Source organism: Candidatus Mycoplasma mahonii (assembly GCF_030550815.1).
GTDB lineage: Bacteria > Bacillota_I > Bacilli_A > Mycoplasmatales > Metamycoplasmataceae > Mycoplasma_O > Mycoplasma_O mahonii.
Window position 1 is genome coordinate 615,523 of record NZ_CP114583.1, and the last position, 19,289, is coordinate 634,811.

General features: G+C 35.2%; 3 protein-coding genes. All 3 read right to left on the reverse strand.

All coding sequences use genetic code 4. The features are described from left to right. Positions 1 to 347: 347 nt before the first annotated feature. The 3 genes from O3I44_RS02975 to O3I44_RS02985 all read right to left on the reverse strand — a co-directional run bounded on the left by O3I44_RS02975 (position 348) and on the right by O3I44_RS02985 (position 19,101). Positions 348 to 14,573, reverse strand: a complete 14,226-nt coding sequence (locus O3I44_RS02975; RefSeq protein WP_303717039.1) for a hypothetical protein — start codon at positions 14,571 to 14,573, stop codon at positions 348 to 350. A 259-nt stretch (positions 14,574 to 14,832) separates the two neighbouring features. Beyond that, positions 14,833 to 15,081: a hypothetical protein gene (locus O3I44_RS02980; protein WP_303717041.1), complete on the reverse strand. Its 249-nt coding sequence runs from the start codon at positions 15,079 to 15,081 to the stop codon at positions 14,833 to 14,835. Positions 15,082 to 15,525: 444 nt separating this feature from the next. Then, complete coding sequence (locus O3I44_RS02985) at positions 15,526 to 19,101, reverse strand: hypothetical protein (RefSeq protein WP_303717043.1); 3,576 nt, start codon at positions 19,099 to 19,101, stop codon at positions 15,526 to 15,528. Between the last annotated feature and the right edge of the window lie 188 nt (positions 19,102 to 19,289).

Below are 19,289 nucleotides of genomic sequence, written 5' to 3' on the forward strand. Positions count from 1 at the left end.
AAAGTTTTTTTGTTATAAGTTTTTATTTTTATTACATTTTTTAGTGTCACTATCATAATCCTTGATTGTGGTGAATAAGCAAATCACTAACTCTTTTTTGCAAATAATTACGCATTCATATAATTCAATGAATTAATGAAAAAATAGTCATAAGTTCATTGAAGTGTATCATTATGACCGCCCTTAAGATCTGGCCCTTATAATACATTTCATAATAACTAAGATAATTAATTAAAAGTTAACCATGAAAAACATGAGTTTTTATTATTTGCCTTTATGATTAAAAGCTAAATAAACCCATATTTTGTAAAGACTGTAGTTTTATTTGGAATTTTAGTATTCATACTTTATCCTGAAGCTTGTGGAGTATAAATATCTTGAGCATTAGTTGAAGAACTTTCTGTAGTTGGAGTTGGTGCACTATCGGTAACCGTAATTATAATAGTCCTTTTTTTATTTTTCTCAGGTATTTTAGGGATTTTGATAGTAATGGAGTCTCCATTATGGGCTTCTGGTCTATCACCCTCAGTAAAGGTTGGTGTTTTCCCGTTATCAAGTTTCTCTTTAAAAACTATCTTAACACCTTCAATAATATTTCCATCTGTATCTGTTATAAGACTACTAAATAAATTAGCAATATGAACTATTTGAGTATCTACATTTGGTTGTAGTACATAAGTGAAATCATCGCTTGTGGGTTTTATAATTTCGCCATTACGAATAAAAGATGAATCAGAATCATCTATTAAATTATCAGAAGCAATAGGTGCAACAGTTTCATCGACACTAGCTATAGTAACCTTTGGTACAGGTAATTGTTGTTTTTTAGGTGGATTTGTCTCTATTGACTCTTCATATAATCTAATAGCTTCAAGAACTTTGTCAACTTCTGTTCCAATAGTTGGTGAAGAAGCAAGGACATTAATTGCAACTTCATCTAATGCTCCATCTATCGCAACATCAGCTGCTGCTTTGGCATTAGCAATCGCGGCAAATAGTTCGGCATTATGAGCTTTATCATCTTGTTCAGGAGCTGTTTCAAAGGCAGTTGTAATAAATCCTTTTGCTGTAGTTTTAGCTGTTGCAATTGCTGTTTCTGTATTTTCCGCTGGTGTAGGACTTAAATCAATAGGTTCTGGTTGTGGTATTGTTAAATCACTTGCTCCATCAATTAAATCTGCAGTAATGGTAATCGTTGTTCCAGTAGCATCATAAGTATAAGTAAATGCACCCTCAGTGGCACTACCTAATGTAATCCCATATTTGCTTTGGGCATCATTGTCAAAAGGTCCACTGCCCACAGCATCAGCAATTTTAGCAATAGCTTCACTTGAAACTAGACGATTAACTCTTGTTTGTTCAGCATTAAGGTGTCTTTGATCATTAGCTTTTTTATTAGCAAGAGCAATCGCTTTATTATAAGTTACTAATCCTTCATCGGCACCATCTCTTAATGATCCTACATCTCCTTCTGCATTAAATAAGGAATTCAGATCATTAATAGACATAGCATTGTCAATACTATTTAAGCCATCAGTTTTTATGTTCTCATAAGTACCTTTAGCAATCAAAGGATCAACGGCATCACCCTCTAAACTAGTTGTAGTTAAAGCATTAAAATAAGTTGTAAATGCATTCCTACTTGCAGTTTTAGCGTCTGCTAAAGCTTTATCTGTCCCTGTTGACTCTTTATATTTAGTAATAGCTTCAAGAACTTTGTCAACTTCTAATCCAACAGTTTCTGAAGAAGCAAGGACATTAACTGCAGCTTCATTTAATGCTCCATCTATCGCACGATCAGCTTCTGTTTGGGCACTAGCAATCGCGGCAAATAGTTCTGCATTATGAGCTTTATCATCTTGTTCAGGAGCTGTTTCAAAGGCAGTTGCAATAAATTCTTTTGCTTTAGTTTTAGCGTCTGCTAAAGCTTTATCTGTCCCTGTTGACTCTTTATATTTAGTAATAGCTTCAAGAACTTTGTCAACTTCTGTTCCAATAGTTGGTGAAGAAGCAAGGACATTAATTGCATTTATATTTGTTGCAGTATCTATCGCAACATCAGCTGCTGCTTTGGCATTAGCAATTGCTACAAATAGTTCAGCATTATGAGCTTTATCATCTTGTTCAGGAGCTGTTTCAAAGGCAGTTGTAATAAATCCTTTTGCTGTAGTTTTAGCGTCTGCTAAAGCTTTATCTGTCCCTGTTGACTCTTTATATTTAGTAATAGCTTCAAGAACTTTGTCAACTTCTGTTCCAATAGTTGGTGAAGAAGCAAGGACATTAATTGCATTTATATTTGTTGCAGTATCTATCGCAACATCAGCTACTGCTTTGGCATTAGCAATTGCTACAAATAGTTCTGCATTATGAGTTTTATCATCTTGTTCAGGAGCTGTTGCAAAGGCAGTTGCAATAAATTCTTTTGCTTTAGTTTTAGCGTCTGCTAAAGCTTTATCTGTCCCTGTTGACTCTTCATATTCTTTAATAGCTTCAAGAACATTGCCAACTTCTGTTCCAATAGTTGGTGAAGAAGCAAGGACATTAACTGCAGCTTCATTTAATGCTCCATCTATCGCAACATCAGCTGCTGCTTTGGCATTAGCAATCGCGGCAAATAGTTCGGCATTATGAGCTTTATCATCTTGTTCAGGAGCTGTTTCAAAGGCAGTTGTAATAAATCCTTTTGCTGTAGTTTTAGCTGTTGCAATTGCTGTTTCTGTATTTTCCGCTGGTGTAGGACTTAAATCAATAGGTTCTGGTTGTGGTATTGTTAAATCACTTGCTCCATCAATTAAATCTGCAGTAATGGTAATCGTTGTTCCAGTAGCATCATAAGTATAAGTAAATGCACCCTCAGTGGCACTACCTAATGTAATCCCATATTTGCTTTGGGCATCATTGTCAAAAGGTCCACTGCCCACAGCATCAGCAATTTTAGCAATAGCTTCACTTGAAACTAGACGATTAACTCTTGTTTGTTCAGCATTAAGGTGTCTTTGATCATTAGCTTTTTTATTAGCAAGAGCAATCGCTTTATTATAAGTTACTAATCCTTCATCGGCACCATCTCTTAATGATCCTACATCTCCTTCTGCATTAAATAAGGAATTCAGATCATTAATAGACATAGCATTGTCAATACTATTTAAGCCATCAGTTTTTATGTTCTCATAAGTACCTTTAGCAATCAAAGGATCAACGGCATCACCCTCTAAACTAGTTGTAGTTAAAGCATTAAAATAAGTTGTAAATGCATTCCTACTTGCAGTTTTAGCGTCTGCTAAAGCTTTATCTGTCCCTGTTGACTCTTTATATTTAGTAATAGCTTCAAGAACTTTGTCAACTTCTAATCCAACAGTTTCTGAAGAAGCAAGGACATTAACTGCAGCTTCATTTAATGCTCCATCTATCGCAACATCAGCTGCTGCTTTGGCATTAGCAATCGCGGCAAATAGTTCTGCATTATGAGCTTTATCATCTTGTGAAGGAGCTGTTTCAAAGGCAGTTGTAATAAATCCTTTTGCTGTAGTTTTAGCAGCTGCAATTGCTGTTTCTGTATTTTTTGCTGGTGTAGGACTTAAAACAATAGGTTCTGGTTGTGGTATTGTTAAATCACTTGCTCCATCAATTAAATCTGCAGTAATGGTAATCGTTGTTGCAGTAGCAACATAAGTATAAGTAAATGCACCATCAGCGGCATTACCTAATGTAATCCCGTATTTGCTTTGGGCATCATTATCAAAAGCTCCACTGCCCACAGCATCAGCAATTTTAGCAATAGCTTCACTTGAAACTAGACGATTAACCCTTGTTTGTTCAGCATTAAGGTGTCTTTGATCATTAGCTTTTTTATTAGCAAGAGCAATCGCTTTATTATAAGTTACTAATCCTTCATCGGCACCATCTCTTAATGATCCTACATCTCCTTCTGCATTAAATAAGGAATTCAGATCATTAATAGACATAGCATTGTCAATACTATTTAAGCCATCAGTTTTTATGTTCTCATAAGTACCTTTAGCAATCAAAGGATCAACGGCATCACCCTCTAAACTAGTTGTAGTTAAAGCATTAAAATAAGTTGTAAATGCATTCCTACTTGCAGTTTTAGCGTCTGCTAAAGCTTTATCTGTCCCTGTTGACTCTTTATATTTAGTAATAGCTTCAAGAACTTTGTCAACTTCTAATCCAACAGTTTCTGAAGAAGCAAGGATATTAACTGCAGCTTCATCTAATGCTTCATCTATCGCACGATCAGCTGCTGCTTTGGCATTAGCAATTGCTACAAATAGTTCAGCATTATGAGCTTTATCATCTTGTTCAGGAGCTGTTGCAAAGGCAGTTGCAATAAATTCTTTTGCTTTAGTTTTAGCGTCTGCTAAAGCTTTATCTGTCCCTGTTGACTCTTCATATTCTTTAATAGCTTCAAGAACATTGCCAACTTCTGTTCCAATAGTTGGTGAAGAAGCAAGGACATTAACTGCAGCTTCATTTAATGCTCCATCTATCGCAACATCAGCTGCTGCTTTGGCATTAGCAATCGCGGCAAATAGTTCTGCATTATGAGCTTTATCATCTTGTGAAGGAGCTGTTTCAAAGGCAGTTGTAATAAATCCTTTTGCTGTAGTTTTAGCAGCTGCAATTGCTGTTTCTGTATTTTTTGCTGGTGTAGGACTTAAAACAATAGGTTCTGGTTGTGGTATTGTTAAATCACTTGCTCCATCAATTAAATCTGCAGTAATGGTAATCGTTGTTGCAGTAGCAACATAAGTATAAGTAAATGCACCATCAGCGGCATTACCTAATGTAATCCCGTATTTGCTTTGGGCATCATTATCAAAAGCTCCACTGCCCACAGCATCAGCAATTTTAGCAATAGCTTCACTTGAAACTAGACGATTAACCCTTGTTTGTTCAGCATTAAGGTGTCTTTGATCATTAGCTTTTTTATTAGCAAGAGCAATCGCTTTATTATAAGTTACTAATCCTTCATCGGCACCATCTCTTAATGATCCTACATCTCCTTCTGCATTAAATAAGGAATTCAGATCATTAATAGACATAGCATTGTCAATACTATTTAAGCCATCAGTTTTTATGTTCTCATAAGTACCTTTAGCAATCAAAGGATCAACGGCATCACCCTCTAAACTAGTTGTAGTTAAAGCATTAAAATAAGTTGTAAATGCATTCCTACTTGCAGTTTTAGCGTCTGCTAAAGCTTTATCTGTCCCTGTTGACTCTTTATATTTAGTAATAGCTTCAAGAACTTTGTCAACTTCTAATCCAACAGTTTCTGAAGAAGCAAGGACATTAACTGCAGCTTCATTTAATGCTCCATCTATCGCAACATCAGCTGCTGCTTTGGCATTAGCAATCGCGGCAAATAGTTCTGCATTATGAGCTTTATCATCTTGTTCAGGAGCTGTTTCAAAGGCAGTTGTAATAAATCCTTTTGCTGTAGTTTTAGCAGCTGCAATTGCTGTTTCTGTATTTTTTGCTGGTGTAGGACTTAAAACAATAGGTTCTGGTTGTGGTATTGTTAAATCACTTGCTCCATCAATTAAATCTGCAGTAATGGTAATCGTTGTTGCAGTAGCAACATAAGTATAAGTAAATGCACCATCAGCGGCATTACCTAATGTAATCCCGTATTTGCTTTGGGCATCATTATCAAAAGCTCCACTGCCCACAGCATCAGCAATTTTAGCAATAGCTTCACTTGAAACTAGACGATTAACTCTTGTTTGTTCAGCATTAAGGTGTCTTTGATCATTAGCTTTTTTATTAGCAAGAGCAATCGCTTTATTATAAGTTACTAATCCTTCATCGGCACCATCTCTTAATGATCCTACATCTCCTTCTGCATTAAATAAGGAATTCAGATCATTAATAGACATAGCATTGTCAATACTATTTAAGCCATCAGTTTTTATGTTCTCATAAGTACCTTTAGCAATCAAAGGATCAACGGCATCACCCTCTAAACTAGTTGTAGTTAAAGCATTAAAATAAGTTGTAAATGCATTCCTACTTGCAGTTTTAGCGTCTGCTAAAGCTTTATCTGTCCCTGTTGACTCTTTATATTTAGTAATAGCTTCAAGAACTTTGTCAACTTCTAATCCAACAGTTTCTGAAGAAGCAAGGACATTAACTGCAGCTTCATTTAATGCTCCATCTATCGCACGATCAGCTTCTGTTTGGGCACTAGCAATCGCGGCAAATAGTTCTGCATTATGAGCTTTATCATCTTGTTCAGGAGCTGTTTCAAAGGCAGTTGCAATAAATTCTTTTGCTTTAGTTTTAGCGTCTGCTAAAGCTTTATCTGTCCCTGTTGACTCTTTATATTTAGTAATAGCTTCAAGAACTTTGTCAACTTCTGTTCCAATAGTTGGTGAAGAAGCAAGGACATTAATTGCATTTATATTTGTTGCAGTATCTATCGCAACATCAGCTGCTGCTTTGGCATTAGCAATTGCTACAAATAGTTCAGCATTATGAGCTTTATCATCTTGTTCAGGAGCTGTTTCAAAGGCAGTTGTAATAAATCCTTTTGCTGTAGTTTTAGCGTCTGCTAAAGCTTTATCTGTCCCTGTTGACTCTTTATATTTAGTAATAGCTTCAAGAACTTTGTCAACTTCTGTTCCAATAGTTGGTGAAGAAGCAAGGACATTAATTGCATTTATATTTGTTGCAGTATCTATCGCAACATCAGCTACTGCTTTGGCATTAGCAATTGCTACAAATAGTTCTGCATTATGAGTTTTATCATCTTGTTCAGGAGCTGTTGCAAAGGCAGTTGCAATAAATTCTTTTGCTTTAGTTTTAGCGTCTGCTAAAGCTTTATCTGTCCCTGTTGACTCTTCATATTCTTTAATAGCTTCAAGAACATTGCCAACTTCTGTTCCAATAGTTGGTGAAGAAGCAAGGACATTAACTGCAGCTTCATTTAATGCTCCATCTATCGCAACATCAGCTGCTGCTTTGGCATTAGCAATCGCGGCAAATAGTTCGGCATTATGAGCTTTATCATCTTGTTCAGGAGCTGTTTCAAAGGCAGTTGTAATAAATCCTTTTGCTGTAGTTTTAGCTGTTGCAATTGCTGTTTCTGTATTTTCCGCTGGTGTAGGACTTAAATCAATAGGTTCTGGTTGTGGTATTGTTAAATCACTTGCTCCATCAATTAAATCTGCAGTAATGGTAATCGTTGTTCCAGTAGCATCATAAGTATAAGTAAATGCACCCTCAGTGGCACTACCTAATGTAATCCCATATTTGCTTTGGGCATCATTGTCAAAAGGTCCACTGCCCACAGCATCAGCAATTTTAGCAATAGCTTCACTTGAAACTAGACGATTAACTCTTGTTTGTTCAGCATTAAGGTGTCTTTGATCATTAGCTTTTTTATTAGCAAGAGCAATCGCTTTATTATAAGTTACTAATCCTTCATCGGCACCATCTCTTAATGATCCTACATCTCCTTCTGCATTAAATAAGGAATTCAGATCATTAATAGACATAGCATTGTCAATACTATTTAAGCCATCAGTTTTTATGTTCTCATAAGTACCTTTAGCAATCAAAGGATCAACGGCATCACCCTCTAAACTAGTTGTAGTTAAAGCATTAAAATAAGTTGTAAATGCATTCCTACTTGCAGTTTTAGCGTCTGCTAAAGCTTTATCTGTCCCTGTTGACTCTTTATATTTAGTAATAGCTTCAAGAACTTTGTCAACTTCTAATCCAACAGTTTCTGAAGAAGCAAGGACATTAACTGCAGCTTCATTTAATGCTCCATCTATCGCAACATCAGCTGCTGCTTTGGCATTAGCAATCGCGGCAAATAGTTCTGCATTATGAGCTTTATCATCTTGTGAAGGAGCTGTTTCAAAGGCAGTTGTAATAAATCCTTTTGCTGTAGTTTTAGCAGCTGCAATTGCTGTTTCTGTATTTTTTGCTGGTGTAGGACTTAAAACAATAGGTTCTGGTTGTGGTATTGTTAAATCACTTGCTCCATCAATTAAATCTGCAGTAATGGTAATCGTTGTTGCAGTAGCAACATAAGTATAAGTAAATGCACCATCAGCGGCATTACCTAATGTAATCCCGTATTTGCTTTGGGCATCATTATCAAAAGCTCCACTGCCCACAGCATCAGCAATTTTAGCAATAGCTTCACTTGAAACTAGACGATTAACCCTTGTTTGTTCAGCATTAAGGTGTCTTTGATCATTAGCTTTTTTATTAGCAAGAGCAATCGCTTTATTATAAGTTACTAATCCTTCATCGGCACCATCTCTTAATGATCCTACATCTCCTTCTGCATTAAATAAGGAATTCAGATCATTAATAGACATAGCATTGTCAATACTATTTAAGCCATCAGTTTTTATGTTCTCATAAGTACCTTTAGCAATCAAAGGATCAACGGCATCACCCTCTAAACTAGTTGTAGTTAAAGCATTAAAATAAGTTGTAAATGCATTCCTACTTGCAGTTTTAGCGTCTGCTAAAGCTTTATCTGTCCCTGTTGACTCTTTATATTTAGTAATAGCTTCAAGAACTTTGTCAACTTCTAATCCAACAGTTTCTGAAGAAGCAAGGATATTAACTGCAGCTTCATCTAATGCTTCATCTATCGCACGATCAGCTGCTGCTTTGGCATTAGCAATTGCTACAAATAGTTCAACATTATGAGCTTTATCATCTTGTTCAGGAGCTGTTGCAAAGGCAGTTGCAATAAATTCTTTTGCTTTAGTTTTAGCGTCTGCTAAAGCTTTATCTGTCCCTGTTGACTCTTCATATTCTTTAATAGCTTCAAGAACATTGCCAACTTCTGTTCCAATAGTTGGTGAAGAAGCAAGGACATTAACTGCAGCTTCATTTAATGCTCCATCTATCGCAACATCAGCTGCTGCTTTGGCATTAGCAATCGCGGCAAATAGTTCTGCATTATGAGCTTTATCATCTTGTGAAGGAGCTGTTTCAAAGGCAGTTGTAATAAATCCTTTTGCTGTAGTTTTAGCAGCTGCAATTGCTGTTTCTGTATTTTTTGCTGGTGTAGGACTTAAAACAATAGGTTCTGGTTGTGGTATTGTTAAATCACTTGCTCCATCAATTAAATCTGCAGTAATGGTAATCGTTGTTGCAGTAGCAACATAAGTATAAGTAAATGCACCATCAGCGGCATTACCTAATGTAATCCCGTATTTGCTTTGGGCATCATTATCAAAAGCTCCACTGCCCACAGCATCAGCAATTTTAGCAATAGCTTCACTTGAAACTAGACGATTAACCCTTGTTTGTTCAGCATTAAGGTGTCTTTGATCATTAGCTTTTTTATTAGCAAGAGCAATCGCTTTATTATAAGTTACTAATCCTTCATCGGCACCATCTCTTAATGATCCTACATCTCCTTCTGCATTAAATAAGGAATTCAGATCATTAATAGACATAGCATTGTCAATACTATTTAAGCCATCAGTTTTTATGTTCTCATAAGTACCTTTAGCAATCAAAGGATCAACGGCATCACCCTCTAAACTAGTTGTAGTTAAAGCATTAAAATAAGTTGTAAATGCATTCCTACTTGCAGTTTTAGCGTCTGCTAAAGCTTTATCTGTCCCTGTTGACTCTTTATATTTAGTAATAGCTTCAAGAACTTTGTCAACTTCTAATCCAACAGTTTCTGAAGAAGCAAGGACATTAACTGCAGCTTCATTTAATGCTCCATCTATCGCAACATCAGCTGCTGCTTTGGCATTAGCAATCGCGGCAAATAGTTCTGCATTATGAGCTTTATCATCTTGTGAAGGAGCTGTTTCAAAGGCAGTTGTAATAAATCCTTTTGCTGTAGTTTTAGCAGCTGCAATTGCTGTTTCTGTATTTTTTGCTGGTGTAGGACTTAAAACAATAGGTTCTGGTTGTGGTATTGTTAAATCACTTGCTCCATCAATTAAATCTGCAGTAATGGTAATCGTTGTTGCAGTAGCAACATAAGTATAAGTAAATGCACCATCAGCGGCATTACCTAATGTAATCCCGTATTTGCTTTGGGCATCATTATCAAAAGCTCCACTGCCCACAGCATCAGCAATTTTAGCAATAGCTTCACTTGAAACTAGACGATTAACTCTTGTTTGTTCAGCATTAAGGTGTCTTTGATCATTAGCTTTTTTATTAGCAAGAGCAATCGCTTTATTATAAGTTACTAATCCTTCATCGGCACCATCTCTTAATGATCCTACATCTCCTTCTGCATTAAATAAGGAATTCAGATCATTAATAGACATAGCATTGTCAATACTATTTAAGCCATCAGTTTTTATGTTCTCATAAGTACCTTTAGCAATCAAAGGATCAACGGCATCACCCTCTAAACTAGTTGTAGTTAAAGCATTAAAATAAGTTGTAAATGCATTCCTACTTGCAGTTTTAGCGTCTGCTAAAGCTTTATCTGTCCCTGTTGACTCTTTATATTTAGTAATAGCTTCAAGAACTTTGTCAACTTCTAATCCAACAGTTTCTGAAGAAGCAAGGATATTAACTGCAGCTTCATCTAATGCTTCATCTATCGCACGATCAGCTGCTGCTTTGGCATTAGCAATTGCTACAAATAGTTCAGCATTATGAGCTTTATCATCTTGTTCAGGAGCTGTTGCAAAGGCAGTTGCAATAAATTCTTTTGCTTTAGTTTTAGCGTCTGCTAAAGCTTTATCTGTCCCTGTTGACTCTTCATATTCTTTAATAGCTTCAAGAACATTGCCAACTTCTGTTCCAATAGTTGGTGAAGAAGCAAGGACATTAACTGCAGCTTCATTTAATGCTCCATCTATCGCAACATCAGCTGCTGCTTTGGCATTAGCAATCGCGGCAAATAGTTCGGCATTATGAGCTTTATCATCTTGTTCAGGAGCTGTTTCAAAGGCAGTTGTAATAAATCCTTTTGCTGTAGTTTTAGCTGTTGCAATTGCTGTTTCTGTATTTTCCGCTGGTGTAGGACTTAAACCAATAGGTTCTGGTTGTGGTATTGTTAAATCACTTGCTCCATCAATTAAATCTGCAGTAATGGTAATCGTTGTTCCAGTAGCATCATAAGTATAAGTAAATGCACCATCAGCGGCATTACCTAATGTAATCCCGTATTTGCTTTGGGCATCATTATCAAAAGCTCCACTGCCCACAGCATCAGCAATTTTAGCAATAGCTTCACTTGAAACTAGACGATTAACTCTTGTTTGTTCAGCATTAAGGTGTCTTTGATCATTAGCTTTTTTATTAGCAAGAGCAATCGCTTTATTATAAGTTACTAATCCTTCATCGGCACCATCTCTTAATGATCCTACATCTCCTTCTGCATTAAATAAGGAATTCAGATCATTAATAGACATAGCATTGTCAATACTATTTAAGCCATCAGTTTTTATGTTCTCATAAGTACCTTTAGCAATCAAAGGATCAACGGCATCACCCTCTAAACTAGTTGTAGTTAAAGCATTAAAATAAGTTGTAAATGCATTCCTACTTGCAGTTTTAGCGTCTGCTAAAGCTTTATCTGTCCCTGTTGACTCTTCATATTTAGTAATAGCTTCAAGAACTTTGTCAACTTCTAATCCAACAGTTTCTGAAGAAGCAAGGACATTAACTGCAGCTTCATTTAATGCTCCATCTATCGCAACATCAGCTGCTGCTTTGGCATTAGCAATCGCGGCAAATAGTTCTGCATTATGAGCTTTATCATCTTGTGAAGGAGCTGTTTCAAAGGCAGTTGTAATAAATCCTTTTGCTGTAGTTTTAGCAGCTGCAATTGCTGTTTCTGTATTTTTTGCTGGTGTAGGACTTAAAACAATAGGTTCTGGTTGTGGTATTGTTAAATCACTTGCTCCATCAATTAAATCTGCAGTAATGGTAATCGTTGTTGCAGTAGCAACATAAGTATAAGTAAATGCACCATCAGCGGCATTACCTAATGTAATCCCGTATTTGCTTTGGGCATCATTATCAAAAGCTCCACTGCCCACAGCATCAGCAATTTTAGCAATAGCTTCACTTGAAACTAGACGATTAACCCTTGTTTGTTCAGCATTAAGGTGTCTTTGATCATTAGCTTTTTTATTAGCAAGAGCAATCGCTTTATTATAAGTTACTAATCCTTCATCGGCACCATCTCTTAATGATCCTACATCTCCTTCTGCATTAAATAAGGAATTCAGATCATTAATAGACATAGCATTGTCAATACTATTTAAGCCACCAGTTTTTATGTTCTCATAAGTACCTTTAGCAATCAAAGGATCAACGGCATCACCCTCTAAACTAGTTGTAGTTAAAGCATTAAAATAAGTTGTAAATGCATTCCTACTTGCAGTTTTAGCGTCTGCTAAAGCTTTATCTGTCCCTGTTGACTCTTTATATAATTCAATAGCTGCAAGAACTTTGTCAACTTCTGATCCAACAATTGCTGAAGAAGCAAGGACATTAACTGCAGCTTCATCTAATGCTCCATCTATCGCAACATCAGCTGCTGTTTTGGCATTAGCAATCGCGCCAAATAGTTCGGCATTATGAGCTTTATCATCTTGTGAAGGAGCTGTTGCAACGGCAGTTGCAATAAATTCTTTTGCTTTAGTTTTAGCGTCTGCTAAAGCTTTATCTGTCCCTGTTGACTCTTTATATAATTCAATAGCTGCAAGAACTTTGTCAACTTCTGATCCAACAATTGCTGAAGAAGCAAGGACATTAACTGCAGCTTCATCTAATGCTCCATCTATCGCAACATCAGCTGCTGTTTTGGCATTAGCAATCGCGCCAAATAGTTCGGCATTATGAGCTTTATCATCTTGTGAAGGAGCTGTTGCAACGGCAGTTGCAATAAATTCTTTTGCTTTAGTTTTAGCGTCTGCTAAAGCTTTATCTGTCCCTGTTGACTCTTTATATAATTCAATAGCTGCAAGAACTTTGTCAACTTCTGATCCAACAATTGCTGAAGAAGCAAGGACATTAACTGCAGCTTCATCTAATGCTCCATCTATCGCAACATCAGCTGCTGTTTTGGCATTAGCAATTGCTACAAATAGTTCAGCATTATGAGCTTTATCATCTTGTTCAGGAGCTGTTTCAAAGGCAGTTGTAATAAATCCTTTTGCTGTAGTTTTAGCGTCTGCTAAAGCTTTATCTGTCCCTGTTGAACCTTCATATTCTCTAATAGCTGCAAGAACTTTGGCAACTTCTGATCCAACAATTGCTGAAGAAGCAAGGACATTAACTGCAGCTTCATTTGGTGCATCATTTATCGCACGATCAGCTGCTGTTTTGGCAAGAGCAATTGCGCCAAATAGTTTTGCATCATGAGCAGCATTATCTTGTGAAGGAGCTGTTTCAAAGGCAGTTCTAATAAATCCTTTTGCTGTAGTTTGAACTACTAGTAAATTTGCAGCAGTTTCTATTTCTGTATTTTCCGCTGGTGTAGGACTTAAACCAATAGGTGTTGGTAGTGGTATTGTTAAATCACCTGCTCCACCAATTAAAACTGCAGTAATGGTAATCGTTTTTGCAGTAGCATCATAAGTATAAGTAAATGCACCCTCAGTGGAACTACCTAATGTAATCCCATATTTGCTTTGGGCATCATTGTCAAAAGCTCCCTGGGCCACAGCATCAACACTTTTAGCAGTAGCTCTATTTGAAACTAGATTATTAACTCTTGTTTGTTCGGCATTAAGGTATCTTTGATCATTAGCTTTTTTAGTAGCAATTTCTTGAGCGGTGGTGTTAGCAAGAGTAATCGCATTATTATAAATTATTAATCCTTCATCGGCAGCAACTTTTAATGATCCTGTATCTCCTTCTGCATTAAATAAGGAATTCATCTCATAAATGTTTGAAGAAGCATTGATGCTAAGTACACCATCAGTTTTTATTTGGTCATAGATAGCTTTATCATCAGCTGCTGTAACACCCTCATTGAAAGTAGTTACTGGTAGTGAGTCAAAGTATCTTTCAAAAGCCGTAGCTCTAGATAATTTGTCTTCTGGAGTTAACTTATTTGGGTTAGTAATTCTATCTGTCATCCTAGCAGTTGGTTCTTCCATCGCAGTTGTATTAAGCTCTTTATTTTTAGTAATTGCAGCTTTAATAACTGCTTCACTTTCTTTGGACCCTGATTCTAATTTAAGTAAAGTTACTTCACCTGTTGTTTTAACAACATTAAAAATAGCTTTAATAATGGTGTTAGGATTGGCTTGAATTGCTGCTGCACTTTGCACAATAAAACTTGCATGAGTTGAAACCGTTGCTCTTGGTAATACTCCAGTAGCTGTCAATACTAAATTATCCCCATCATCTCTAATATCAATCACATTGATATTAGTAAGTCCTAATTTTAAATCTTGAAAGGTTTCTTTGAAAGTATTATATTCTCTTGACTCTATAATTTTATCATCGACTAATTTCTTTCCTGGTGTGATATAAACACCATCATTATTGTTATTCACTTTTGATAATGGACCCACTATAGCCGTTGCTATTACTGCTCCAATTCCAATGCCAGATACTATCTTAATTTTTTTTTTCATATATTCTCTTTCTTTTACCTTTGAAGGAAGTTCAAAACAAATATTGCTAGTTAAATTATAAGTATATTAATTTTATAATATGAAACTATGTTATATTAAAAAATAACATTCCATAAGTTTTACATGATGAATAAATATTTTTGCATTATTAATCTTAAATGTTAGTACTAATGAGATGTTTCATTAATTACTTATCTTCATTTTAGATTACAAGAAAATATATTTATAATAAAGTTGCTCATCCAGTTATTTTTCTAACTTATAAAGCTCTTCTTGTTTTTGTTCAATCTATAGAGGAGAGTTTTCTTAAGTCTAAAATCCTATCTTGGTACTGTTGATCTAATTTGTACTTGCCATGTCTCAATACTCTTTTATAATGTATATCGTCTATATTTTTTAAGATAAATTTAAATGATTCTTTGTTTACTAGCAAAACACCATTCTCAATAAATTTATTATCAAAGGCATTTATGATGATACTTCCTTCTTTATATGCTTTCTCATCCACACCTAATGCATTAACCTCCTTAAGTCGGTACTTGTTTTACTTGCATTTGTCTTGCACATGTTTACATTCCTTTTCTAATTAACCTCCTTTCTGAATTAAATTATAAGAAAAACACCCAAACGTGGATAAGTGCAAAAAATGTTAACTAATCACAAAATTAATGAATTCTAGGCATCATAATCTTGTGTGATTAAAGAAAATCAAAACCAATGAAACTTGTGCTTTGTATTTTCTTGTATATAATTAAAATAGCATTCTAGAAGCAGCTAACTAGTACACTTAAGGGCGGGAGTGAACCCCAACGTTAAATGCAAAATTATTTGAATCATTTTAAGATAATTAGATTAACATTCTTTTTGTTTTATTTAGGAAGCAAATATAAAAAACGATAGGAAAAATGCCACAAATTATATTTATGGCATTTATTTTTATTATTTCAAATTATTATCCTCTTGCAGTGACTATAATCGTTTTTTCAACTGTTTCAGTTCCTTTAGTTAAAGTAACAAGCACATCAGCAGATGAATAAGCTTTCCTATTATCTTTAGCAGAAAGCCTATATTTCACTCTTATACCAGGACTTAAATCTATTGGAGTAGTAATACCAAGGACATCAACATTGATGTTACGATAAAAACTCAATCCAGAAACATCATCTTTGAAAGTTTGTCTACTTTTTGAAGAATTTACATTCCTCCTAAATTTAGCTAAGTTAACATTTAATAAAGCTATTGTTCCTGTTGAATTTTCATATTCTCTAATAGCTGCAAGAACTTTAAGAACTTCTAATCCATCAGTTGGTGAAGCAGCAAGGGCATTAACTGCAGCTTCATCTAATGCTTCATCTATCGCATGATCAGCTGCTGTTTTAGCACTAGTAATTGCACCAAATAGTTTTGCATCATGAGCATTATCATCTTGTTCAGGAGCTGTTGCAAAGGAGGTTGCAATAAATCCTTTTGCTTTAGTTTGAGCTTCTGTCAGTAATTTTGCACCATGATCAATATTAGCATTTTCAATCGCATCATTATAAATTATTAAACCATTATCAGCAGCAGTTTTTAATGATCCTATATTTGTTGTTCCATTAAACAAGTTATTGACGTCCTCAATAGATAAGGCGCTGTCAATACTACTTAAGCCATCAGTTTTTATGTTCTCATAAGCAGCTTTAGCAGCCAAAGGTTCAATGACATCATCGTCTAAAATAGTTGTAGCTAAAGTATCAAAATAAGTTATAAACGCCTTACTACTTGCATTTTTAGCTTCTGTCAGTAAAGATGCATCATGATCAATATTAGCATTTTCAATCGCAGCATTATAAGTTTCTAAACCAGCATCAGCGGCAGTTTTTAATGATCCTGTATTTGTTGTACTAAACAAGGCCTCAACGTCCTCAATAGATAAGGCGTTGTCAATACTACTTAAGCCATCAATTTTTATTTTCTCATAAGCAGTTGTAGCATTTAAAGGAATAACATCAGTATTTAGACTAGTTATAGTTAAAGCATTAAAATAATCTGTAAATGCATTCCTACTTGCAGTTTTAGCGTCTGCTAAAGCTTTATCTGTCCCTGTTGACTCTTTATATGCATTAATAGCTGCAAGAACTTTGTCAACTTCTGATCCAACAATTGCTGAAGAAGCAAGGACATTAACTGCAGCTTCATTTAATGCTCCATCTATCGCAACATCAGCTGCTGCTTTGGCATTAGCAATCGCGGCAAATAGTTCAGCATTATGAGCTTTATCATCTTGTGAAGGAGCTGTTGCAAAGGCAGTTGCAATAAATTCTTTTGCTTTAGTTTTAGCGTCTGCTAAAGCTTTATCTGTCCCTGTTGAATCTTCATATTCTTTAATAGCTGCAAGAACTTTAAGAACTTCTGATCCAGCAATTGCTGAAGAAGCAAGGACATTAACTGTAGCTTCATTTAATGCTCCATCTATCGCAACATCAGCTGCTGCTTTGGCATTAGCAATCGCGGCAAATAGTTCTGCATTATGAGCTTTATCATCTTGTGAAGGAGCTGTTTCAAAGGCAGTTCTAATAAATCCTTTTGCTGTAGTTTTAGTGATTGCTAAAGCATCAGCAATAGCTTTTTCCCCTGTTGAATTTTCATATTCACTAATAGCTACAAGAACTTTGTCAACTTCTATTCCATCAGTTTCTGAAGAAGCAAGGGCATTAACTGCAGCTTCATTTGGTGCATCATTTATCGCACGATCAGCTGCTGTTTTGGCAAGAGCAATTGCGCCAAATAGTTTGGCATTATGAGCAACATTATCTTGTGAAGGAGCTGTTTCAAAGGCAGTTCTAATAAATCCTTTTGCTGTAATTTTAGTGATTGCTAAAGCATCAGCAATAGCTTTTTCCCCTGTTGACTCTTTATATTTAGTAATAGCTACAAGAACTTTGTCAACTTCTGATCCAACAGTTTCTGAAGAAGCAAGGGCATTAACTGCAGTTTCATCTAATGCTTCATCTATCGCACTATCAGCTGCTGTTTTGGCAAGAGCAATTGCGCCAAATAGTTTGGCATTATGAGCAGCATTATCTTGTGAAGGAGCTGTTTCAAAGGCAGTTCTAATAAATCCTTTTGCTGTAGTTTTAGCTGCTAGTAAATTTGCAGCAGTTTCTATTTCTGTATTTTCCGCTGGTGTAGGACTTAAACCAATAGGTGTTGGTAGTGGTATTGTTAAATCACCTGCTCCACCAATTAAAACTGCAGTAATGGTAATCGTTTTTGCAGTAGCATCATAAGTATAAGTAAATGCACCCTCAGTGGCACTACCTAATGTAATCCCGTATTTGGTTTGGGCATTATCGTCAAAATTTCCCTGGGCTTCAGCATCAGCAATTTTAGCATTAGCTCCATTTGAACTTAGACTATTAACTCTTAATTGTTCAGTATTAAGGTGTCTTTGATCATTAGCTTTTTTATTAGCAAGAGCAATCGCAACATTATAAATTACTAATCCTTCATCGGCACCATCTTTTAATGATCCTACATCTCCTTCTGCATTAAATAAGGAATTCATCTCATTGATGTTTGAAGAAGCATTGATGCTATATACACCATCAGTTTTTATTTGGTCATAGATAGCTTTATCATTATCTGCTGTAACACCCTCATTGAAAGTAGTTACTTGTAGTGAGTCAAAATAACTTTCAAAAGCCGTAACTCTAGATGATATGTCTTCACTACTTAATGCTACCAAGAAATTGCTTACTATAAAACTTTTGTTAGCATTAATTACTATCACTTTTAAAACTCCGGTTATATCATTTTTGGTAATTTCAATGTCTTTTAACAACATTTCATTTTTACCAATTGTTCCTTCTGGTAAAACTTTTATTAGTTCATTAAATATATCTATATCTGGTAAATTAGAAACTATTTCATTTGGATTAAGTAGTCCTTGTAAAGCAGTATCTGAATCAAGTGCTTTAATAGCAAAGATTAATGTACTTGATAATAAAAATGGATTATTTGGGTTAGTAATTCTATCTGTCATCCTAGCAGTTGGTTGTTCCATCGCAGTTGTATTAAGCACTTCATTTTTAGTAATTGCAGCTTTAATAACTGCTTCACTTTCTTTGGACCCTGATTTTAATAATTTAAGTAAAGTTACTTCACCTGTTGTTTTAACAACATTAAAAATAGCTTTAATAATGGTGTTAGGATTGGCTTGAATTGCTGTTGCACTTTGCACAATAAAACTTGCATGAGTTGAAACCGTTGCTCTTGGTAATACTCCAGTAGCTGTCAATACTAAATTATCCCCATCATCATTCATATCAGTCACATTGATATTAGTAAGTCCTAATTTTAAATCTTGAAAGGTTTCTTTGAAAGTATCATATTCTCTTGACTCTATAATTTTAGCATCGACTAATCTCTTTCCTGGTGTGATGTAAATACTGTCACCATTATTTATCATTAATAATGGAACTGCTATACTAGTTGTTACTATTGCTCCAATTCCACCGCAAACCGCTATTTTAATTCTCTTGGACATTATTCTCCTTATGTATATTAAAATAATTATAAGGTCATATATATATATATATATATATTAAAAAATAACATATCATAATTTTATAAATTATTTGCAACTTTGTCATGTTTTTACTATTTGATCTTTTATTGGAAGTACATAAACTTATATAAGTTTATTAATTTATTCAGAGATCTCGTGATTGTCTA